The sequence below is a fragment of the Streptacidiphilus rugosus AM-16 genome, assembly GCF_000744655.1.
GTDB classification, from domain to species: Bacteria; Actinomycetota; Actinomycetes; order Streptomycetales; family Streptomycetaceae; genus Streptacidiphilus; species Streptacidiphilus rugosus.
Map to the genome: position 1 here is coordinate 5,739,681 of NZ_JQMJ01000004.1, position 20,333 is coordinate 5,760,013.

18 protein-coding genes are annotated in these 20,333 nt (G+C 71.8%); 9 read left to right on the plus strand and 9 right to left on the minus strand.

Features of this window, described 5'->3' with window-relative positions; all coding sequences use genetic code 11:
• Positions 1–124: 124 nt before the first annotated feature.
• Positions 125–1,147: a GNAT family N-acetyltransferase gene (locus BS83_RS35175; RefSeq protein ID WP_037607393.1), complete on the plus strand. Its 1,023-nt coding sequence runs from the start codon at positions 125–127 to the stop codon at positions 1,145–1,147.
• Here BS83_RS35175 and BS83_RS35180 read toward each other — a convergent pair.
• Positions 1,144–2,499 (minus strand): GH1 family beta-glucosidase, encoded by a 1,356-nt coding sequence (locus tag BS83_RS35180; RefSeq protein WP_037607394.1) that lies wholly within the window; start codon positions 2,497–2,499, stop codon positions 1,144–1,146. The genes BS83_RS35175 and BS83_RS35180 overlap by 4 nt on opposite strands.
• Before the next feature lie 103 nt (positions 2,500–2,602).
• Between BS83_RS35180 and BS83_RS35185 the strand changes: the two genes are divergently transcribed.
• Positions 2,603–3,289 carry a TetR/AcrR family transcriptional regulator gene (locus BS83_RS35185; protein ID WP_051944575.1) on the plus strand — a complete coding sequence of 229 codons (687 nt, stop codon included), beginning with the start codon at positions 2,603–2,605 and terminating at the stop codon, positions 3,287–3,289.
• On the opposite strand, the gene BS83_RS35190 is transcribed toward BS83_RS35185, so the two are convergent.
• A complete protein-coding gene (locus BS83_RS35190; RefSeq protein ID WP_037607395.1) occupies positions 3,276–4,268 on the minus strand; it encodes an LLM class flavin-dependent oxidoreductase in 993 nt (330 codons plus the stop codon). The two genes, BS83_RS35185 and BS83_RS35190, sit on opposite strands and share 14 nt — an antisense overlap.
• Before the next feature lie 186 nt (positions 4,269–4,454).
• Between BS83_RS35190 and BS83_RS35195 the strand changes: the two genes are divergently transcribed.
• The 3 genes from BS83_RS35195 to BS83_RS35205 are packed head-to-tail and all read left to right on the plus strand — an operon-like array spanning position 4,455 to position 8,016.
• Positions 4,455–4,979 carry a PadR family transcriptional regulator gene (locus tag BS83_RS35195; protein ID WP_037607396.1) on the plus strand — a complete coding sequence of 175 codons (525 nt, stop codon included), beginning with the start codon at positions 4,455–4,457 and terminating at the stop codon, positions 4,977–4,979.
• Positions 4,976–5,677, plus strand: coding sequence for an ABC transporter ATP-binding protein (locus tag BS83_RS35200; protein ID WP_037607397.1), 702 nt, complete (start codon positions 4,976–4,978; stop codon positions 5,675–5,677). Before BS83_RS35195 ends, BS83_RS35200 begins: the two co-directional genes overlap by 4 nt.
• On the plus strand, positions 5,674–8,016 hold the full coding sequence (locus tag BS83_RS35205) for an FtsX-like permease family protein (RefSeq protein WP_037607398.1): 2,343 nt from the start codon (positions 5,674–5,676) through the stop codon (positions 8,014–8,016). Before BS83_RS35200 ends, BS83_RS35205 begins: the two co-directional genes overlap by 4 nt.
• 10 nt (positions 8,017–8,026) lie before the next feature.
• Here the strand turns inward: BS83_RS35205 and BS83_RS44530 are convergent, their stop codons facing one another.
• Entirely contained in the window at positions 8,027–8,251 is a 225-nt protein-coding gene (locus BS83_RS44530; RefSeq protein ID WP_051944576.1) for a hypothetical protein, read from the minus strand.
• A gap of 210 nt (positions 8,252–8,461) precedes the next feature.
• Between BS83_RS44530 and BS83_RS46820 the strand changes: the two genes are divergently transcribed.
• The 3 genes from BS83_RS46820 (at position 8,462) to BS83_RS35225 (ending at position 10,016) form a co-directional block, all read left to right on the plus strand.
• Positions 8,462–8,983, plus strand: a complete 522-nt coding sequence (locus tag BS83_RS46820; RefSeq protein WP_037607399.1) for a DUF402 domain-containing protein — start codon at positions 8,462–8,464, stop codon at positions 8,981–8,983.
• A 105-nt stretch (positions 8,984–9,088) separates the two neighbouring features.
• Positions 9,089–9,445: a PadR family transcriptional regulator gene (locus tag BS83_RS35220; protein ID WP_051944579.1), complete on the plus strand. Its 357-nt coding sequence runs from the start codon at positions 9,089–9,091 to the stop codon at positions 9,443–9,445.
• Position 9,446: 1 nt separating this feature from the next.
• Positions 9,447–10,016, plus strand: a complete 570-nt coding sequence (locus BS83_RS35225; RefSeq protein WP_051944581.1) for a hypothetical protein — start codon at positions 9,447–9,449, stop codon at positions 10,014–10,016.
• 5 nt (positions 10,017–10,021) lie between these two features.
• On the opposite strand, the gene BS83_RS35230 is transcribed toward BS83_RS35225, so the two are convergent.
• From BS83_RS35230 to BS83_RS35245, 4 genes are all read right to left on the minus strand, one after another.
• Entirely contained in the window at positions 10,022–11,188 is a 1,167-nt protein-coding gene (locus BS83_RS35230) for an alanine--tRNA ligase-related protein (RefSeq protein ID WP_037607400.1), read from the minus strand.
• Between the two features lie 341 nt (positions 11,189–11,529).
• A complete protein-coding gene (locus tag BS83_RS35235) occupies positions 11,530–12,270 on the minus strand; it encodes a Clp protease N-terminal domain-containing protein (RefSeq protein WP_037607401.1) in 741 nt (246 codons plus the stop codon).
• 159 nt (positions 12,271–12,429) lie between these two features.
• Positions 12,430–15,138, minus strand: coding sequence for an aconitate hydratase AcnA (gene acnA, locus BS83_RS35240; RefSeq protein ID WP_037607402.1), 2,709 nt, complete (start codon positions 15,136–15,138; stop codon positions 12,430–12,432).
• 278 nt (positions 15,139–15,416) lie between these two features.
• Complete coding sequence (locus BS83_RS35245; protein ID WP_037607403.1) at positions 15,417–16,862, minus strand: MFS transporter; 1,446 nt, start codon at positions 16,860–16,862, stop codon at positions 15,417–15,419.
• A gap of 102 nt (positions 16,863–16,964) precedes the next feature.
• Here BS83_RS35245 and BS83_RS35250 point away from each other — a divergent pair, with 102 nt between their 5' ends.
• Positions 16,965–17,918, plus strand: coding sequence for a helix-turn-helix transcriptional regulator (locus tag BS83_RS35250; RefSeq protein WP_037607404.1), 954 nt, complete (start codon positions 16,965–16,967; stop codon positions 17,916–17,918).
• A gap of 19 nt (positions 17,919–17,937) precedes the next feature.
• On the opposite strand, the gene BS83_RS35255 is transcribed toward BS83_RS35250, so the two are convergent.
• Together BS83_RS35255 and BS83_RS44535 are read right to left on the minus strand one after the other, a co-directional pair.
• Entirely contained in the window at positions 17,938–18,603 is a 666-nt protein-coding gene (locus BS83_RS35255) for a LuxR C-terminal-related transcriptional regulator (RefSeq protein WP_037607405.1), read from the minus strand.
• Positions 18,594–20,210 carry a sensor histidine kinase gene (locus BS83_RS44535; RefSeq protein WP_051944583.1) on the minus strand — a complete coding sequence of 539 codons (1,617 nt, stop codon included), beginning with the start codon at positions 20,208–20,210 and terminating at the stop codon, positions 18,594–18,596. The genes BS83_RS35255 and BS83_RS44535 overlap by 10 nt, the downstream gene beginning before the upstream one ends.
• Positions 20,211–20,333: the final 123 nt, after the last annotated feature.

Here is a 20,333-nt window from a genome sequence, read left to right on the forward strand (position 1 = left end):
TTCGGATTGATCATGATCGCGCTGGTGCTCACCGCTAGCATCGGTGCACCCCGGCTGCGGCCGAGCTCTGGCGGCGCGTGGCGATCGACCAAGTCTCTTGCGGCCTGAGAAAGGAACACCGCCCATGTCAGTGAACGTCCAGTCGTTCGACGCCGAGCACGCCTCAGGCGAAGACCTCCGTGCCTGGTACGAACTGGCCATGGCCACGACGGCCCTGGACTACCCCGGCAGCCCGGTGACGCCCTACGAGGCGTACGTGCAGCAGCTGTGCCTGCCTGCCTCGTACATGGGCGAGCAGCGGCTGTGGGTCGCTCGCGCGGACGGGGAGCTGGCCGGGATTGCCACCGCGACCTTCCCCGGCGACGAGAACAGCGACCGCGCCGTCCTCTCCGTACGCGTCCCGGCCCCGCTGCGCGGTCGGGGCATCGGCAGCGGGCTGCTCCGCGCGATGCTGCCGGAGATCCGCCGGCGCGGCTGTGCCAGGGTCGCCGGTCAGCTCAAAGCCGGCAGTCAGGGCGATGCGTGGGCCGACGGGCTCGGCTTCCGCACGGTCTCCCGGCGCGCCTCGCACCATCTCGACCTTGCGAGCGCGGACCCGGAGCTGTGGCAGGTGCCGCCCGCTCCCGGCTTCGAGCTGCGCCTGTGGGCGGACACCGCTCCGGACGACCTCGTGGAGAGCTTCGCCCGGGCGCGCGGCGCCATCGCCGACTCGCCCGCCGACGACTCGAGCTACCGGCACCCCGACTGGACCGTGGACCGGGTGCGGCAGCACGAGGCCAGGATGCGCGAGATCGGCGAATCCCACCGGTACGCGGCAGCCGTCGAGCAGAGCTCCGGCCGGGTCGTCGGCTTCACCGAGATCGCCCTGGTCCCCGACCAGTGGAGCTTCTGCCACCAGGAGGACACCGCGGTCCTGCCCGCCTTCCGCGGTCTGGGCCTCGGCCGGGCGATCAAGGCCGGCATGGCCCGCTGGCTGGTCGCCGATCTGCCCCGGCTGGAGCAGGTGCACACGATGACGGCCGCCGACAACATCCACATGATCCGGGTCAACGCCCAACTCGGCTATGTGACCGACCATGTCATCGCCGGCATGGAGGCCGACCTCGCCGCACTGGAGGCGCGTCTGGCCGCCGGGCGCGCGACCTAGCGCCGCGCCTTCTGGGCGGCGATCAGTTCGCGGTACCACTCGAAGGAGGCGCGCGGGGTGCGCCGTTGGGTGGCGAAGTCGACCTCGACCAGGCCGAAGCGCTGGTGGTAGCCCTCGGCCCACTCGAAGTTGTCCAGCAGGGACCAGGTGAAGTAGCCGCGGACGTCCACCCCGCGCTCCATCGCCTGCGCCACCGCGCCGACATGGCCGGCCAGGTAGTCGATCCTGGCCCGGTCGTCGACGCCCGCGGGCTGCGCGCAGCCGTTCTCGGTGATCCAGACCGGGGGCAGCGCCGCGCCGTAGCGGGAGGCGAGGCCGACCAGGAGGTCGGTGAGGCCGTCGGGGACGACCGGCCAGTCGAAGGTGGTGCGCGGGTAGGCCTCCTCCGGCTCGACCATGTCGAAGGGCAGGCCCGAGTCGGGCGAGGCCGGGGCGGTGATCCAGGTGGGGTTGTAGTAGTTGACGCCCAGTCCGTCCAAGGGGGCGGCGATGGTCTCCAGGTCTCCCTCGTGCACCAGGCCGCCCCAGCTCGGGTCCGCCGCGCCGTAGGCCGAGAGGTCCGGATACCTCCCCGTCAGCACCGGGTCGTTGAACAGCCGGTTGTGCAGCGCGTCGTACGCCGCCGCGGCGGCGCGGTCGGCCTCACCGCGGGCGTCCTGCCGCAGCCTGACCGGCGTGCAGTTGTTGGCGATCAGCACCTGCGCGTCCGGCACCGTGGCCCGCAGCGCGGCGGTGGCGAGGCCGTGGCCGAGCAGCTGGTGGTGCGCCGTGGGCAGCGCGTCCAGCATCAGCGCCCGCCCCGGCGCGTGGACGCCGAAGGCGTAGCCGAAGGACATGTGCACGAAGGGCTCGTTGAGCGTGATCCAGCGCTTCACCCGGTCCCCCAGGCGCGCGCCGACCACGGCCGCGTACTCGCCGAAGCGGTACGCCGTCTCGCGCGCCATCCAGCCGCCGCCGTCCTCCAGGGCCTGCGGCAGGTCCCAGTGGAACAGCGTGGGGGTCGGGTCGACGCCGGCCGCCAGCAGCGCGTCGACCAGGCGGTCGTAGAAGTCCAGGCCGCGCGGTTCCACCGCACCCTCGCCGGTCGGCAGCACCCGCGGCCAGGAGAGCGAGAAGCGGTAGGCGTCCAGGCCGAGCCTGCGCATCAGCGCGACGTCCTGGGGGAAGCGGTGGTAGTGGTCGCAGGCGACGTCGCCGGTGTGGCCGTCACGCACCGCGCCCTCGCGGCGCACGAAGGAGTCCCAGACGGAAGGACCCTTGCCGTCCTCCTCCGCCGCGCCCTCGATCTGGTAGGCGGCGGTGGAGGCACCCCAGACGAAGGAGGCGGGAAACGTCAGCGGCAGCGGCGGCATACGGACCACGTCCTTCGGACCAGTGACCAGCGGAGCGAGAAACATGAGAATAACTCATGTTAGCGACTCGCCAAGCCTACACTCGATCGGGCAGAGTGAGCCCATGCACGTTCCCGCTTCCACCGAAGGCATCGTCCGCCGCAGACCGGTGCAGCGGCGCAGCCAGGAGCGCTTCGACCGGATTCTCGACGCCTGCGCGCGGCTGCTCGACGAGGTGGGCTACACCGCGCTGACCACCAAGGAGGTCGCCCGGCGTGCGGAGGTGCCCATCGGCACGCTCTACCAGTTCTTCCCGGGCATCGACGGGCTTCTCGGCGCGCTCGCGGAGCGCAATCTCGAGCACTTCATGGACCGCCTCACCCGCCGGATGGAGGCCGAACGGCCTTCCGACATCACGGGGATGGTCGATCTCGCGGTCGAGGAGTACGTGGCCATGCACCGGGCCGTGCCGGGTTTCGGCGTGGTCGACTTCGGCGCGGTGGGGCGCGAGGACGCCGGCGGCATGCACCTGCTGGACTCGGTGCTGGAGAACAACGCCGCCGTGGCCGACCGGCTCTGGGCCCTGCTCGGCGACCTCATCGGCGGCGCCGACCGGGCCGCCGCCCGGATCTCCCTGCACGTCGCACTGGAGTGCGCGGACGCGGTGCTGCGGCTGGCCTTCCGCAGCGATCCCGAGGGAGATCCGGTGCTGATCGCCGAGTGCAAGCGGCTGCTGCGCGGCTACCTGTCCGAGGACTCCGCCACGGCCACCGGCGCCGGCACGGGGACGGGCGAGGTCACAGCTCCTTGAGCGCCGGCATGACCTGGTCCGCGAAGAGGTGCAGGCTCTCCCAGGCCGCGTCGACCGGGATGCCGCCGCACATCGGGTGCAGCAGCAGGTTGCCCAGCGGACCCTCGGCACGGGCCAGTTCGACGCACTGCTGCGGGGTCAGGCAGCAGTAGGTGCCCTCCGTGCGCAACTGCTCGACGGTGAGCGCCTTGGTGGAGACCGCCGAGCGGATGTCGGGCGTCTGCCAGGACGCGTAGGTGCGCGCCTCGTGCAGGAAGCGGTCGCCGAACTGCGCCCAGGCGCGCTCGGGATCCTCGGCGCAGAAGACCATCCGGGTCGGATCCGGCGGCAGCAGCACGAAGCCGCCGTCCCAGCCGGCCTCCGCCGCCAGCCGGTCGTAGTACTCGACCAGTTCGGGCAGGTGGGCCGCGGTGAAGAGGGGCAGCCGCAGCCGGACCGCGCGCCGGACCGCCGCCTTGGAGGAGCCGCCGACGATGAGCGGCGGGTGCGGCCGGGTCAGCGGCGGCGGGGTGAGCGTGACCCGGCGCCCGCGGTACTCGAACTCCTCGCCGGTCCAGGCGGCCAGCAGGGTCTCCAGCACCTCGTCCTGGATCCGGCCCCGTTCCTTCCACTCGACGCCCATCAGCTCGTACTCGGCGGGCCGGTAGCCGATCCCGGCGACGACGGTGACCCGGCCGTCGCTGAGGTGGTCGAGGACGCTGATCTCCTCGGCCAGCCGCAGCGGGTCGTAGAGCGGGGTGATCAGGGCGCAGAGCATCACCGGGATCCGCTCGGTGGCGCCGAAGACCGCGGCGGCGGTGGCGATCGGAGCCGGGCTCCAGCCGTCCACCACGCCGTGGTGCTCCTCCAGCGTGATCAGGTCGAACCCCTGGGCGTCCGCGAAGGCGGACATCTCGACGGTGGCACGGTAGCGGGCGGAGACGTCCTTGCGGTCCAGGCCGGGGGCGACCTGGTTGAAGCGCAGCGTGGTGACGGTCACGGCAGTCGTCCCTTCATAACTGACTGTCAGTCAGATATCGGCATGGGTATCACCGCGCGCCACAGAGGACAACAGCCAGGGCACCGTGCGGCGCGGAAAAGCGCGGAAAGCGGACCCACCCGAGCGTCCCGCGCATCCCCGCGCAGCTATTCACCATGTGTATACGTGGTGTGTATAGTCCCTCCCATGACCATCGGACACACCCTGCTCGGGCTGCTCGAGTCCGGCCCCCGCCACGGCTACGACCTCAAACGCGCCTTCGACGAGCGCTTCGGCCACGACCGCCCGCTGCACTACGGGCAGGTCTACTCGACGATGGCCCGGCTGCTGAAGAACGGCCTCGTCGAGGTCGACGGCATCGAGCCGGGCGGCGGTCCCGAGCGCAAGCGCTACGCGATCACCGACGCCGGCCTGACCGACGTCGAGCAGTGGCTGGCCTCCCCGGAGAAGCCGGAGCCCTACCTCCAGAACACCCTGTACACCAAGGTCGTCCTCGCCCTGCTGACCGATCGCAGCGCGCAGAACATCCTGGACACCCAGCGCACCGAGCACCTCCGGCTGATGCGCGAGCTCACCCGCCGCAAGATCGACGGCGACTTCGCCGACCAGCTGATCTGCGACCACGCCCTGTTCCATCTGGAGGCCGACCTGCGGTGGCTCGAACTCACCGCCGCCCGCCTCGACCAGCTCCGCGCCGAGGTGACCGCATGACCGAGCAGACCACCACCGAGCCCGTCCTCAGCGCCACCGCGCTGGAGAAGGCCTACGGCGCCACCCCGGCGCTCGACGGCGCCGACTTCGCCATCCACGCGGGCGAGACCGTCGCCGTGATGGGGCCCTCGGGCTCCGGCAAGTCGACGCTGCTGCACTGCCTGGCCGGGATCGTGCGGCCGGACGCGGGAGTGGTGCGGTACCAGGGGCGTGAGCTGTCCGCGATGGGCGACGCCGAGCGCAGCGCGCTGCGCCGGGAGGAGTTCGGCTTCGTCTTCCAGTTCGGACAGCTGGTCCCCGAGCTCACCTGCCTGGAGAACGTCGCGCTGCCGCTGCGCCTGGCGGGCGCCCGGCGCAAGGACGCGGAGCAGCGGGCGGCCCGCTGGCTGGAGCGGCTGGAGGTCGGCGAGCTGGGCCGCAAGCGTCCCGGCGAGGTGTCAGGCGGCCAGGGCCAGCGTGTCGCCGTCGCCCGCGCGCTGGTCGGGGAGCCCCGCGTGATCTTCGCCGACGAGCCGACGGGCGCGCTCGACTCGCTCAACGGCGAGCGGGTGATGCAACTGCTCTCCGCCGCCGCGCGGGAGACCCGTGCCGCCGTGGTGCTGGTCACCCACGAGCCCAGGGTCGCCGCCTACTCCGACCGCGAGGTCGTCGTCCGCGACGGCAGGACCAGGACGAACATCACGGCGGTCGCCCGGTGACCGCCTGGCTCAGGGACCTCCGCCTCGGCGCGCGCTTCGCCGTCAGCGGGCGCGAGGGCTGGTTCCGCACGCTGCTCACCGCCTTCGGCGTCGGCTGCGCGGTCGCCCTGCTGATGCTGGCGACCGCGCTGCCCGGCATGATGAACTCCCGCAACACCCGCGGCGCGGAACGCGACCTCAGCTACTACGGCAACCCGCTCGCCGCCTCCGCCACCACGATCCTGGTCCGCGACGCGAACACCACCTTCCACGGCGACGACGTGCACGGGGAGTGGGTCAAGCCCGAGGGTGACCGGGTGCCGACCCCGCCCGGCCTGCCCGCCTGGCCGACGGACGGCACGATGTACGTCTCCCCCGCGCTGCGCGCGCTGCTCGCCTCGCCGGAGGGGGCGCTGCTCAAGCAGCGGCTGCCGTTCCGCGACGTCGGCACGGTGGGCGACGCGGGCCTGGTCGGCCCGGGCGAGCTCGCCTACTACGCGGGCGACGCCGCGCTCACCGTCCCCGCGGACGGCTCGCGCTCCCAGAACAGCACCTACCGCACGAACAGCATCGGCGGGCATGTCATCACAGACGGGCTGTCGCCCATGCTGATGCTGCTCACCGTGATCACTTTCGTGGTCCTGCTGGTGCCGATCGGCGTCTTCCTCGCCACGGTCGTGCGGATCGGCGGAGAGCGCCGCGACCGCAGGCTGGCCGCGCTGCGGCTGGTCGGGGTCGACATCCGCGGCACCCACCGGGTGGCGGCGGGCGAGGCGCTGGTCGGCGCGGTGCTGGGAGTGGCGTCGGGCTTCGGCATCTTCCTGCTGGCCCGTCAGTTCGTGGCCGCGGTGGACCTGCTGGGCCTCAGCGTCTTCCCCTCCGACATCGCTCCGCAGGCCGGTCTGGTCGGCTGGATCTCCCTGGTCGTGCCGCTGCTCGCGGTGGCCGTCACCACGTTCTCGCTGCGCGGGGTCACCATCGAACCGCTCGGGGTGATGCGCAGCAGCACCCCGCCGCGGCGCAGGCTCTGGTGGCGGCTGCTGGCCCCCGCGGTCGGCGCGGCGCTGCTGCTCTCGACGAGTTTCGGCACCACCTTCAGCAGTACGGCGCAGCGCCAGCTCATCGCCGGCGTGGTGCTGCTGCTGGTCGGCGTCACCATGCTGCTGCCCTGGGTGATGGAGCGGGCCGTCGGCCGGATGAACGGCGGCCCGGTGCCGGTGCAGCTCGGCAGCAGGCGGCTCCAGCTCTCCGGCGGCACGGCGTCCCGTGCCGTGAGCGGCGTGGCCGTGGCGGTGGCCGGAGCGATCGCGGTGCAGAGCCTCTTCTCCGCCGCGTCGGGCCAGTTCACCACCGACACCGGCCGGGACCTCTCCCGCGCCCAGGCCGGGATCAACGGCTCCGTCGAGGACGCCGCCCAGGCGACGGCGGTGGTGTCGAAGCTGCGCGGCACCGCGGGGGTGCTGGGCGCGACGAGTCTGCTCAGCGACTACAGCGTGGCCGTGCCCGGCTCGGACCAGCCGCTCACCGTCCTGGTCGGCGACTGCACGACGCTGGTCGAGTACGCCGCGATCACCGACTGCTCCGACGGCGGCGCGTACCTCGTGAACAACCCGCCTCCGGGCGAGCCCGCGAACGACCAGCAGCCGGCGCTCCACCCCGGCGAGAAGGTGGACCTTCGCGGCGCCGCCCTCGACACCTCGCATCCGATCCGGCCGGACTACTGGAAGATCCCGGCCTCGCTGCGCTCGGCGCCGGCCCGCGTCGGTCCCGATGGCATGCCCAGGACCGGGCTCTTCGTCACCCCGGCGACGCTCGACCCGCAGCGCCTCGGCGGAGTCTTCCTGACCAGCGCGATCCGGCTGGCCCCTGACGACCCGGACGCCATCGAGCGCGCCCGGACGGCCGTGGCCGTGGCGATCCCCGGGCTCGACGTCGACTCCTACAGCGCGACCAAGATCGACCGGAAGTTCTCCAACATCCAGCGCGGCCTGATGGTCGGCGCGATCGTCACCCTGCTGCTGATCGCGATCGGCATGGCCGTCTCGACCACGGAGCAGTTGCGCGAGCGCAAGCGACTGCTGGCCGTGCTGGTGGCCTTCGGCACCAAGCGCTCCACGCTGGCCCTCTCGGTGCTGTGGCAGAGCGCGGTCCCGGTCGTGATCGGCCTCGCCCTCGCCCTCGCCGGCGGCCTCGGGCTGGGCGCGCTGCTGATGCGGATGACCTCCAGCTCGATCCACTTCGACTGGGGCGTGGTCACGACGATGCTCGGCGCCGGCGCGGGAGCGGTGGCCGTGGCCACCCTGCTCAGCCTGCCGGCGCTGTGGCGCCTGATGCGCGCGGACGGCCTCCGCACGGAGTAGCACGAGCGCGTCACAGCCGCGGCACCCACCGCACCCCCGAGAGGGCGTCCTCCACCAACTGCGCCTGGCGTACCAGGACGTTGAGGCGGGCGCCCTCCTCGGCGTACGCGCGCAGCTTCTCCTCGATCGCATGCGGCTCGAAGTGATCCCCAAGCTCCACCCGCGCCCGCGAGTACGCCGTCCGCGCCGCCTGCAGCGCGGCCTCGCTCAGATACCGCACGTCCCTGGCCAGCATCTGCGGATGCTTGTGGAAGACGTGGTACCGCCGCCACTCCCCCGGCGCCTGGTCGTAAAAGCCACCTCCTGGCGGACTCCTCCCAGCCGGGACTGCCGGGCGGTTGCACACGTTCCGGCCAGCCGGGCGGGAGAGGGGAGCTGTTCACCCCTCCAGTATAAGAACAGATTTTCGATTATCTGCCCCCCGTGGGCGTTGATACCGTGCCTCGTGGCCTCCGACGAGCGAGTGACCGTTCTGCACAACGAGAGACTGAGGGCGGCGGGAATCCGTCGCGGCAACGTCGTCGCCTACGACTGGGGCTTTCACCAGGACGGGGCCGATCACGTCCAGCGCACGTTCGTGCTGCTCGACGAGCACATGCAGATCAACCAGCCGGTGCTGTTCCCGCCGGAGCAGCGCGGCTGGTGGTACTGCGACCTCGTGAGCCTGGAGTGGGACGTCTCCAGCCGTGGCCTTCTGCGGACCCAGGACCTGTGGATCGACGTCGTCATCGGTCCACCGGACCACCCATACCGCCTGCTCGACCTGGACGACTATGCCGACGCTCTCGCGGACGGACGCATCGGCCCCGCGCAGGCCGCCGACGGACTGAGGCGAACGCAGCGCTTCCTCGACCGTCGCGTCAACCGTCGGCACGAGGCGACGCAGGCATGGCCGGACTTCCCGCCGGCCGAGGTGGAGGAACTCCTCGGCGCCGACCTGCCGTGCGACTGGCGTCTGCTGGGCTGACATCGCGGCTTCGCCCCCGCCCCACCACCACTTGCGTGGCATTCCCATGTGCTCGGCATTCCCCAGTACTTGACACTGCCTAGTACCTGAGACAGTCTAAGTGGTGTGACCTCCAGCCATGACCCGCAGCTCCTCAAGGGCGTCCTGTCGCTCCTGCTCCTCCACCTGCTCGCCGAGCAGGAGTCCTACGGATACGAGGTGGCCCAGCGCATCCAGGCGGCCGGGTTCAGCGATGTACTGGAGGGCACGGTGTATCCCGCGCTGGCGCGGCTCGAGCGGGAGGGGCGGTTGGCCACCCGGCTGGTCGCCTCGTCGAGCGGGCCGGCGCGGAAGTACTACCGGCTGACCGACGCGGGGCGTGAAGCTCTGGTCGCCGGCACGGCCGGGTGGGCCCGGCATGTGTCGGGCGTCGAGGCCGTCCTGTCCCGTCCCCTGCCCGTCGCACCGCAGAAGGGTTCCTGAGATGCCGCACACTGTCACCTGGTTCGACCGGCTCCGCGTCGAGCGCGTGGTCTGGTCGCTGGACCAGCGCCTGTACGACCTGCCCTCGCGGACCCGGATCGCGCACCGCCGCGAGGTACGGGCCAACCTGCTGACCGCCGCCGCGGAGGTCGGCGCCTCCGAGGCGCTGCGGCGGATCGGCGGCAGCAGGGAACTGGCCCGCCAGTTCCTGGACGCCGAGCTCGGCGAGGGGCCCCGCCACTCCTGGACGGCCGCACTGCTCTTCGCCCTCACCACGCCCCTGCTCCTCAACTTCTTCCTCAGCGAGGCGGCGAACGCCTACGAGCAGGCCCTCGTCACCGGCTCGCACACCGAGGGCACCTTCACCTGGAGCGGCGTCACCTGGCTGCAGAGCCCGATCACGTACGTCGTCCAGCACGACCAGGTCACCCACACCGGCGGCGCCTGGACGCCGCTGGTCTACGTGCTGCTCGTCGGCGGAACCGTCGCCTGCGGCCGGCTCTGGCGGGCGCTGCCGCGCCGCCGCGGCCCGGGGGAGGTCGGGTCCGCGGCGGGCGGCCTGGCGGGCTGAGCCCGCTACCGCAGCTGCAGCACGAGTTCGCGCGGCAGGCCGTGCGTGTCGTGCAGGTAGCGGAGGTCCTCCTCATCGAGCGGGCCTCGGAAGCGGGGGCGGGAGAGCACCTGCCGCCCACGCTCCAGCAGTCGCACGAAGCGGCGCTCCTCGTCGAGCAGCAGCCGCAGCACGAGCTCCGGGTCCCCCTCCTGGCGGAAGTGGTCCAGGGTGTGCCGGACCAGGTCGACGGGCAGGTCGCCCAGCGTGCGCGACCGGTCGTCGCGCCACAGCACGGTGAGGACCCGACGCACCAGACGGCGCAGCACGTAGCCGCGTCCGGTGTTGGACGGGCGCACGCCGTCGCCGACGACGACCACGGACGAGCGGAGATGGTCTCCGACCAGCCGCAGCGAGGGCTCGTCCAGCGACCACAGCGGCGGAAGCAGCCGCCGCCAGGGGTCGAAGACGTCGCACTCGAACACCGACCGGCGCCCCTGCAGCAGTGAGGAGAGGCGTTCCAGTCCGAGCCCGGTGTCGACGTTGCGCTGCGGAAGCGGGACGAGTGAACCGTCCTCGAGTCGGCGGTGCCGCATCATCACGTGGTTCCAGATCTCCACCCAGCGGTCGTCGCGCGTTGGCGTCGACTTCGGACCCGGCGGGGTGTCACCGGTCCACAGGAAGATCTCCGAGTCGGGACCGCACGGTCCCGTGGGGCCGTTGGACCACCAGTTGTCCTCGACGGTGAGCTCGACCGGCACCCCGCGCCGCTGCCACAGCTCCAGCGAGTCGAGATCGGGGCCGACCTGGTCGTCACCGCCGAAGACCGTCACATGGAGCAGCCCGGGGTCGATGCCGAACCCCTCGGTCAGCAGCCCGTGGCCCCAGTCGAGGCTGCTCCGGCCCTCGTAGTCGCCGAGCGACCAACTGCCCAGCATCTCGAAGACGGTCAGGTGCGTTCGGTCGCCCACCTCGTCGAGGTCCGTGGTGCGCAGACAGCGTTGCCGGTTCACCAGGCGCCGGCCGTGCGGATGCGGGCGGCCCTCCAGGTGGGGGGTGAGCGGGTGCATGCCCGAGGTGGTGAACAGCACCGGGTCGCCGGGCGACGGCAGCAGCGTCGAGCCGGTGATCCGGCGGTGGCCGCGCTCCTCGAAGTACTCGACGAACGTGCGGACGATCTCTTCGGTGTTCATGGGACGGCCCCTTCGCGTGCGGCAGCGGGAGGCGCCGGAGACGGGTCCACGCGAGCGTCGGAGCCCCGGGCGGCAAGCGCCCGGACACCACCGGCGGACCGTTTCCGGTCGCCGATGGGAGGGTGACAGTACGTCAGACGGCGGCAACCGGCGAGCTCGTCGCTCGCGCGGCTGCGCTGGTGGTTCGGCCGTTGACGTCCATGACTCCGACGGTAGCCCGGCCCCGACCTGCGCGTCATCCGATTTGATCGCCGATCGGCCGGTCCGCCGGTAACGGTTCGACCACAGACCTTCCCGAATGCCCTTGCGGAAGGACAGAATCCGAGTCGGCCCCCCGCCGGTCAGAGACCGGCGGCGCCGAGGCGGTCCTCGATCGCCTCCAGGCGGTCGAGGACCTGCTGGAGCGCCGCCGCGCCGGTGGCCGGCGCGGACTGGCGGGCCTGGGTAAAGCCGGCCAGGGCTGAGCCGACCGCGCGGCGGACCGCCGCCGCGTCGAGGCCGGCGGCGAGCAGTACCTGGCCCGCCGCGCCCTCCCGGTCGGCCAGCAGGCCGAGCAGAAGGTGCTCGCACCCGATGTAGTTGTGCCCGAGCTCGATCGACGCCTCCAGCGACGCGCCGATCGCGCTCCGGGCCGACATCGTCATCCCGGACCAGAAACCCCCGTCCTCGCCGGGGACGTCGGGCAGCGGCTCCGCGACGGAGGAGTCCAGCGCCGCCTCGCGCAGAGCCTCGGCGTCCACGCCGAGCACCGGCAGCAGCCGCGTCGCGAGGTTCTCGCCCTCGTCGAGCAGGCCGACCAGCAGCTGCGCCGTGCCGAGGGGCCCCTCCCCCGCGGCCTGCCGCCCGAGCCGGACCGCGCCCCGCAGCCGCTCCGTCATCCGCTCACCCAGGCGCCCGGTGAACTCCGGCCTCGTCCCCGGGTCGAAGCCGGGGTCCCGGAGCGCGGCGACGCCCTTCCTGGCGGCCGTCACCACCCGCACGGCATCGGCCAGGGCCTTCTGGCACACGGCGGACACGGGGATCTCGGCGGCCTTCACCGCGGCGGCGAGGTCGTCCGGCAGATAGACGTTGATCTTCGGCATGCGTGCCTCCGCAAGGACGGTATCGATCCCTAACCCCTCCTAGGGTTACCCATGGGGTTACCTCCGTCAACCCCTTCGGGGCGAGGAGGAGCACACGAAAGCGGCCCCGCATCCCCCGAAGGGGAGCGAGGCCGCTCTCGGTGTGCGTCGTGCGCGTGATTACTTGATCAGCGAGCGCAGCACGTACTGCAGGATGCCGCCGTTGCGGTAGTAGTCCGCCTCGCCGGGGGTGTCGATCCGGACCTTGGCGTCGAAGGAGACACCGGTGTCCGTGGTGACCTTGACCGTCTTCGGGGTGCGGCCCTCGTTCAGCTCTGTGACGCCCTCGAAGGAGAAGGTCTCCTCGCCGGTGAGGCCCAGCGTGTCCGCCGAGTGGCCCTCGGGGAACTGCAGCGGGAGCACGCCCATGCCGATCAGGTTCGAGCGGTGGATGCGCTCGTAGGACTCGGCGATGACGGCCTTGACGCCGAGCAGCGCGGTGCCCTTGGCCGCCCAGTCGCGGGACGAGCCGGAGCCGTACTCCTTGCCGGCCAGGACGACCAGCGGGGTGCCGGCGGCCTGGTAGTTCTGCGAGGCGTCGTAGATGAACGACACCGGCGCGTCGGCCTGGGTGAAGTCGCGGGTGTAGCCGCCCTCGGTGCCCGGCGCGATCTGGTTGCGCAGGCGGATGTTGGCGAAGGTGCCGCGGATCATGACCTCGTGGTTGCCACGGCGCGAGCCGTAGGAGTTGAAGTCACGCTTCTCGACGCCGTGGGCCTTGAGGTACTCGGCCGCCGGGGTGCCGTCCTTGATGTTGCCGGCCGGGGAGATGTGGTCGGTGGTGACCGAGTCGCCCAGCTTGGCCAGGACGCGCGCACCGGAGATGTTCGAGACGGGGCTCGGGTCCTTGGCCATGCCCTCGAAGTACGGGGGCTTGCGCACGTAGGTGGACTCGGCGTCCCACTCGAAGGTGTCGCCGGTCGGCACCTGCAGGGACTGCCAGCGGTGGTCGCCCGCGAAGACGTCCGCGTAGTCCTTGGTGAACATGTCCTGGTCGATCGAGGTGGCGATGGTGTCGGCCACCTCCTGCTCGGTCGGCCAGATGTCGTGCAGGTAGACCGGGTTGCCCTCGGTGTCCACGCCCAGCGCGTCACGGGTGATGTCGACGTTCATGTTGCCCGCGAGGGCGTAGGCGACCACCAGCGGCGGGGAGGCCAGGTAGTTCATCTTGACGTCGGGGTTGATCCGGCCCTCGAAGTTGCGGTTGCCGGACAGCACCGAGACCACGGCCAGGTCGTGGTCGTTGACCGCCTTGGAGACCTCCTCGGGCAGCGGGCCCGAGTTGCCGATGCAGGTCACGCAGCCGTAGCCGACCAGGTTGAAGCCCAGCTTCTCCATGTAAGGGAGCAGGCCGGCCTTCTCGTAGTAGTCCATGACGACCTTGGAGCCGGGCGCCAGCGTGGTCTTGACCCACGGCTTGACGTGCAGGCCCTTCTCCACGGCCTTCTTGGCCAGCAGGGCGGCACCCAGCATGACCGAGGGGTTGGAGGTGTTGGTGCAGGAGGTGATCGAGGCGATCACGACGGCGCCGTTGTCGATCTCGTAGACCGAGCCGTCGGGGGCGGTCACCGGGGTCGGCTTGTGGATGCCGTTGGCGGCGGCCGGGGCGTCGGAGGCCGGGAAGGACTCCTCGCCCGCCTCGTCGGAGGTGGAGATGTAGTCGCGCACGGCGGTGCGGAACTTCGAGGCGGCCTCGGCCAGGATCACGCGGTCCTGCGGGCGCTTCGGGCCGGCGATCGAGGGGACGACCGTGGCCAGGTCCAGCTCCAGGTACTCGGAGAAGACCGGCTCGACCGCCGGGTCGTGCCAGAGACCCTGCTCCTTGGCGTACGCCTCGACCAGGGCGAGCTGCTGCTCGTCGCGGCCGGTCAGGCGCAGGTAGTTGATGGTCTCGCCGTCGATCGGGAAGATCGCGCAGGTCGAGCCGAACTCCGGCGACATGTTGCCGAGGGTGGCGCGGTTGGCCAGCGGCACGGAGCCGACGCCGTCACCGTAGAACTCGACGAACTTGCCGACGACGCCGTGCTTGCGCAGCATCTCGGTGATGGTGAGCACCAGGTCGGTGGCGGTGGCGCCCTCCGGCAGCGCGCCGGTGAGCTTGAAGCCGACCACGCGCGGGATCAGCATGGAGACGGGCTGGCCCAGCATGGCCGCCTCGGCCTCGATGCCGCCGACGCCCCAGCCCAGCACGCCCAGGCCGTTGACCATGGTGGTGTGCGAGTCGGTGCCGACGCAGGTGTCGGGGTAGGCCTGGCCGTTGCGGACCATGACGGTGCGGGCCAGGTACTCGATGTTGACCTGGTGCACGATGCCGGTGCCCGGCGGGACGACCTTGAACTCGTCGAAGGCGGTCTGGCCCCAGCGCAGGAACTGGTAGCGCTCCTTGTTGCGGCCGTACTCGATCTCGACGTTCTGGGTGAACGCGTCCTTGGTGCCGAACTTGTCGGCGATGACCGAGTGGTCGATGACCATCTCGGCCGGGGCGAGCGGGTTGATCCGGGAGGGGTCGCCGCCGAGCTCCTTCACGGCCTCACGCATGGTCGCCAGGTCGACGACGCAGGGAACGCCGGTGAAGTCCTGCATGATCACGCGGGCCGGCGTGAACTGGATCTCCTCGCTCGGCTCCGCGTTCGGGTCCCAGCCGCCCAGCGCCCGGATGTGGTCGGCGGTGATGTTGGCGCCGTCCTCGGTGCGGAGCAGGTTCTCCAGCAGGATCTTCAGGCTGTAGGGAAGGCGTGCGGAGCCCTCGACCTTGTCCAGCTTGAAGATCTCGTACGATTCGTCGCCCACCTGCAGCGAGCTGCGGGCGTCGAAGCTGTTCGCGGACACGACTTCTCCCTGTGTTGTCAGATGCGCGGCGTTGTGCGGCTCACGCGATCAGGTCGAGTGTAGCGGCAGATATCTTGATGTCGAGATACCACCCTAGTACACGCCGCGTCCACGTGCGAAACGCACACGCGCGGACGGGGGAAGGGGAGGGCATCCATTTTTCTCTACCCGGCCTCACGAGCCTGACCGGTTAGAGGAGAATGGACGACCTCCTGAAGACACGCGAGCAGGCCGACCCCCGCGGGGTCGGCCTGCTCGGACCGGGGCCTCGACCGTGCTCAGGCCACCAGCACCGGCTCGTCCGCCGGAGTCCCGGACGCGGCCGCGTCCGCCTCGGGGGCGTGCGCGCCGCGCTTCGGCAGCGCGGCCATCAGCAGCACCACGACCGCCAGCGCGCCCACCATCCAGAGCATCGCGTGGCCGAAGGCGTGCACCACCGTGCTGCCGGTGAAGGCGACCGAGACCAGCGCCAGGCCGAAGGCGTTGCCGAGCTGGTTGGTGGTGTTGATCAGGCCCGAGGCCGAGCCCGCGTGCTCCTTGGGCACCTCGGAGAGGATCGCGTCCGTCAGCGGGGCGAAGATCATGCCCATCCCGACGCCCATCACCACCAGCGGCAGCGCCATCTGCCAGGAGTGGATCCCCTGGCCGTAGCGCGCGGACTCCCAGACGTAGATCAGTGCGCCCGCGGCGGTGATCAGCGCGCCGCCCTGGAGCACCTTGCGGCCGAAGCGGGGCACCAGCAGCTGGACCGACATCCCGGCCGCGGCCGAGCAGGCGACGGAGAAGGGGAGGCCGGTCAGCCCGGCGTGCAGCGGGGTCCAGCCGAGGCCGATCTGCATGTACAGCGTCCACACCAGGAAGAAGATGCCGCAGGCCGCACCGAAGACCAGCTGGACGCCGACGCCGGCCGCGAAGCTCTTGGCCCGGAAGAGGGTCAGCTCGACCAGCGGCGAACCGTCCTTGGCGCTCTTGAACCGCTCGTAGCGGACGAAGCCGCCGAGCACCGCGAGACCGCCGGCCATCAGCAGGTAGCCCCAGACCGGCCAGCCCAGCTCGCGGCCCTGGACCAGCGGGTAGAGCAGCATCAGCAGGCCGGCGGTGGCCAGCGCGACACCGACCAGGTCCAGCTTCAGCGCCTGCGGGGCCTTCGACTCGTCGATGAAGCGGCGGCCCAGCAGCAGACCGGCGATACCGACCGGCAGGTTGATCAGGAAGATCGGCCGCCATTCCAGACCGAACAGGTTCCACTGGGTCAGCAGCGCGCCCAGCAGCGGGCCGGTGACCGCGGCCAGGCCGATGATCGCCCCGAACATCCCGAAGACCTTGCCGCGCTCCTCGCCGCTGAAGGTCGCATGGATGATCGACAGCACCTGCGGGACCATCAGCGCCGCCGCGGCGCCCTGCAGCATGCGCGTCGCGACGAGCATCTCCGGGTTGGCGGCGAGGCCGCAGAGCAGGGAGGCCGCGGTGAAGCCGGCGGTGCCGATCAGGAAGACGCGCTTGCGGCCGTAGATGTCGCCGAGCCGTCCACCGGTGATCAGACCGACCGCGAAGGCGAGCGCGTAACCGGCGGTGATCCACTGGATCGCGCTGAACCCCGCGCCGGTGTCCCGCTGGATGCTGGGGATCGCGATGTTCACAATCGTGGCGTCGACCAGGTCCATGAAGCTGGCTGTCATCACGACGGCGAGGGCGAGCCACCGCCTGCGGTCTGTCGTGCTCATCGTCTTGTCTCCCTGCCGTCGCTGCTGCTTTTCGCTTGCAGGACCTAAGCTATGAGGGATATAGGACAGGTCTTGTCCTAGTCGCGACGCAATCTGGAAAACATGATGGACACCTCGGCACGACTGTTGAATCTGCTCTCCCTGCTGCAGACGCCCAGGGAGTGGTCGGGCACGGAGCTGGCCGGACGGCTGGAGGTGAGCACCCGCACCATCCGCCGCGACGTGGACCGGCTGCGGGAGCTCGGCTACCCCGTCGAGGCGACGATGGGCGCGGTCGGCGGGTACCGCCTGGTCGCGGGCAAGGCGCTGCCGCCGCTGCTGCTGGACGACGAGGAGGCCGTCGCCATCGCGGTGGGCCTGCGCGCGGCGGCGGGCAGCGCGGTCGACGGCATCGAGGACGCCTCGCTGCGCGCCCTCACCAAACTGGAGCAGGTGCTGCCGTCGCGGCTGCGCTACCGGGTGGGCGCGCTGGGCTCGGCGGTGGTGACGATGACCGGCGGCGGCCCACGCGTGGAGCCGTCCGTCCTGACGGTGCTCGCGGGAGCGATCGCCAACCACGAGCGGGTCCGCTTCTCCTACCGCGCGGCGGACGGCGCCAGGACGCGGCGTCACATCGAGCCGCAGCGGCTGGTGGCGACCGGTCGCCGCTGGTACCTGGTGGCCTGGGACCTGGACCGGGACGACTGGCGGATGTTCCGCGTCGACCGCCTGCTCTCCCCCGAGGCCACCGGCGGCCGGGCGGCCCCGCGCGAGCTCCCCGCCGCGGACGCGGCGGCCTTCGTCAGCGACAAGCTGCGGAACCTGTGGCCGACGGCCCCGGTGGTCGTCGACTTCGACGCGGACACGGACACCGTGCGCGCGAAGCTGGGTCAGGCCCCGGGCGAGGTCGAGGAGTTGCCCGAGGGCCGGTCCCGCTGGCGGGTCGAGGCGGACCGCCTGGACTGGACGGCGGTCCGCCTGCTGATGCTGGACCTGCCCTTCACGGTGCAGTCGCCGCCCGCCCTCCTCGACCAGCTGCGCACCTTCGGCGAACGCGCCCGGCAGGCGACCGCGTGAGGACGGCAGGGCGACCGGGTCAGGACGACGGGCGCGGGGACACGGACATCAGGTAGGCCAGCACGGCCAGCACCCGACGGTTGTCGTCGTCGGAAGGGACCAGGTCCAGCTTGGTGAAGATGCTGGTGCTGTGCTTGGAGACGGCCTTCTCGCTGACGAAGAGCCGGCTCGCGATCGCGCTGTTGGACCGTCCCTCCGCCATGAGCTCCAGCACCTGGCGCTCGCGCTCGGAGAGCCGGGAGAGGGGTTCGCGGCGGGCCCGGCCGTCCAGCAGCCTGCTGACCACCTGGGGGTCCATGACCGTGCCGCCGGAGGCGACGGTGCGGATCACGTCGACGAACTGGTCGTCGCTGAAGACCCGGTCCTTAAGCAGGTAGCCGACGCCGCCGGCCTGGTCGGCCAGCAGTTCCTGGGCGTAGATCTGCTCGACGTACTGCGAGAGCAGCAGGATCGGCAGGCCGGGGATCCGCGCGCGGGCCGCCAGCGCCGCGCGCAGTCCGTCGTCGGTGTGGGTGGGCGGCAGCCGGATGTCCACGACTGCGAGGTCGGGGCGGTGCTCCAGCAGCGCGTCGAGCAGGGCCGGCGCACCGTCAACGGCCGCCGCGATCTCGAACCCACGCGCCTTGAGGAGCCTGACCAGCCCTTCCCGCAGCAGGAAGAGGTCCTCCGCGACGACTACCCGCACGGCACCTCCAGCACCACGATCGTCGGCCCGCCGGCCGGACTGCTGACCGCCAGGATGCCATCGAAGGCCGCCAACCGCCGTTCCACCCCGGCCAGTCCGCTGCCCCGGGCGGGGTCGGCGCCGCCGACGCCGTCGTCGGTGACCTCGATCCTGAGCACGGTCCCGGTCCGGGCCGCCCGGATCCGCAGGCTGTTCGCCGAGGCGTGCCGCACGGCGTTGGTCACCAGCTCGGCGACCGCGAAGTAGCAGGCCGACTCCACCGAAGGGTCGAGCCGTTCGGGCAGGTCGATCTCGGTCGCGCAGGGCAGCGGCAGGTCCAGCGCGAGCGCCCGGACCGCCTCGCCGAGGCCGCGGTCGGCCAGGACCGGCGGGTAGATCCCGCGGACCAGGCAGCGCAGTTCCTCCAGGGCGGCGGCCGAGGACTCGCGAGCCTCGACGACCAGTGCGGCGGCCTCCGCCGGGCTGGTGCGGATCAGGTCCTCGGCGGTGCGCAGGTTCATCCCGATGGCGACCAGTCGGCCCTGCGCGCCGTCGTGCAGGTCCCTTTCGATCCTGCGCAGTTCGGCGGCGGCCGAGCTGACCGCCTCGGCCCGGGTCTCGGTCAGTTCACGCACCCGCCGGGTCAGCGCCGGGTCGGGGCCGCGCCCCCACAGCCGCCGGGCGTCAGGCAGCACCGTGAGCGGCAGCAGCCACAGGCCGAGTCCGAGCAGCAGCGCCCCCTGGATCCCGCCGATCACGCCGGCGTGGTGGGCGAGCGAGTCGGGGACGGTCGGCGGGGGCGGCCCGCTCGGCGAGCCGACGGTGCGCACCACCGGCAGCCAGCCGCCGAAGCCGCCCTCGACCACGCCGTAGGCGCCGATCGCGAGCAGCCCCAGCGCGGCCAGGTCGGCGGCCGCCCGCGGTCGGCGCGCCAGCCCGAGGCCGAGCGCGGCGAGCACGACCAGCCCCGCGGCGTACCCGGTCAGCGCCGAGCCGAGCCCCGCGCCCGGCGAGGCGGGCGTCCAGAGCGCGAACCCGAGCAGGCCCACCGCGGTGATCAGCACGCCGGGCAGCAGCAGGGCCCAGCGCCCGGACGCCGCCGGGCCGGTCGTGGGCAGCAGCCGGTCGAAGACCGCGCGCCCGGCACGGAACCCCGCAAGGGCGAGGGCCGGGACGACCAGGCTCCCCACCAGGAGGTGGGCCGACGTGCGGTCGGGCGGATTGCCGACCCAGTGCGACCAGGTCATCGCCAGACCGGTCGCCACGGCGACGGCGGGCAGCGGCCATCCCTTCGGCGCCGGCGTTGACGCGTGCAGCGCGGTGGCCAGCAGGCCGATCGGCAGCAGCAGCGAGGCGAGACCGCCGGGGCCGAAGCTGGGCAGCAGGATCGAGTAGCCGGCGGTCGGCGCGGTGTGCCGCAGGTCGAGCTCCAGCACCGTGCCGCCGGTGAACGCGGCCCAGCCGGTCAGCACCGCCAACGCCGGCCAGCCGCCCCGCCCGGCCCTGACCGCCCACGCGGTGCGGTCCGGCGCCCGCTCCGCCGCGACGGCCACCCCGACGCAGATCGCGGTGAGCGCCACCATCACGCCGAAGGGCACCAGCGTCAGCCCGGTGGGAAACGGCCACATGTCCGCTCCTCCTCTCGTCTCCCGGCCGCCGACGGCGGCCTGGAGATCATGCTGCTCGCCGGGGCAGGGCACGCGCCATGGACCGGAACCTACAGCTGAGGTGGGCAAACACCTACCTCTGCG

Excerpts from the sequence above, each read along its gene's own strand:
- BS83_RS35250 (WP_037607404.1), top strand. The coding sequence starts at position 16,965 with ATGATGGACACCTCGGCACGACTGTTGAATCTGCTCTCCCTGCTGCAG.
- BS83_RS35200 (WP_037607397.1), top strand. The coding sequence starts at position 4,976 with ATGACCGAGCAGACCACCACCGAGCCCGTCCTCAGCGCCACCGCGCTG.
- BS83_RS44530 (WP_051944576.1), bottom strand. The coding sequence starts at position 8,251 with ATGCTGGCCAGGGACGTGCGGTATCTGAGCGAGGCCGCGCTGCAGGCG.
- BS83_RS35185 (WP_051944575.1), top strand. The coding sequence starts at position 2,603 with ATGCACGTTCCCGCTTCCACCGAAGGCATCGTCCGCCGCAGACCGGTG.
- BS83_RS35230 (WP_037607400.1), bottom strand. The coding sequence starts at position 11,188 with ATGAACACCGAAGAGATCGTCCGCACGTTCGTCGAGTACTTCGAGGAG.
- BS83_RS35175 (WP_037607393.1), top strand. The coding sequence starts at position 125 with ATGTCAGTGAACGTCCAGTCGTTCGACGCCGAGCACGCCTCAGGCGAA.
- BS83_RS44535 (WP_051944583.1), bottom strand. The coding sequence starts at position 20,210 with ATGTGGCCGTTTCCCACCGGGCTGACGCTGGTGCCCTTCGGCGTGATG.
- BS83_RS35180 (WP_037607394.1), bottom strand. The coding sequence starts at position 2,499 with ATGCCGCCGCTGCCGCTGACGTTTCCCGCCTCCTTCGTCTGGGGTGCC.
- BS83_RS35195 (WP_037607396.1), top strand. The coding sequence starts at position 4,455 with ATGACCATCGGACACACCCTGCTCGGGCTGCTCGAGTCCGGCCCCCGC.
- BS83_RS35235 (WP_037607401.1), bottom strand. The coding sequence starts at position 12,270 with ATGCCGAAGATCAACGTCTATCTGCCGGACGACCTCGCCGCCGCGGTG.
- BS83_RS35225 (WP_051944581.1), top strand. The coding sequence starts at position 9,447 with ATGCCGCACACTGTCACCTGGTTCGACCGGCTCCGCGTCGAGCGCGTG.
- BS83_RS35245 (WP_037607403.1), bottom strand. The coding sequence starts at position 16,862 with ATGAGCACGACAGACCGCAGGCGGTGGCTCGCCCTCGCCGTCGTGATG.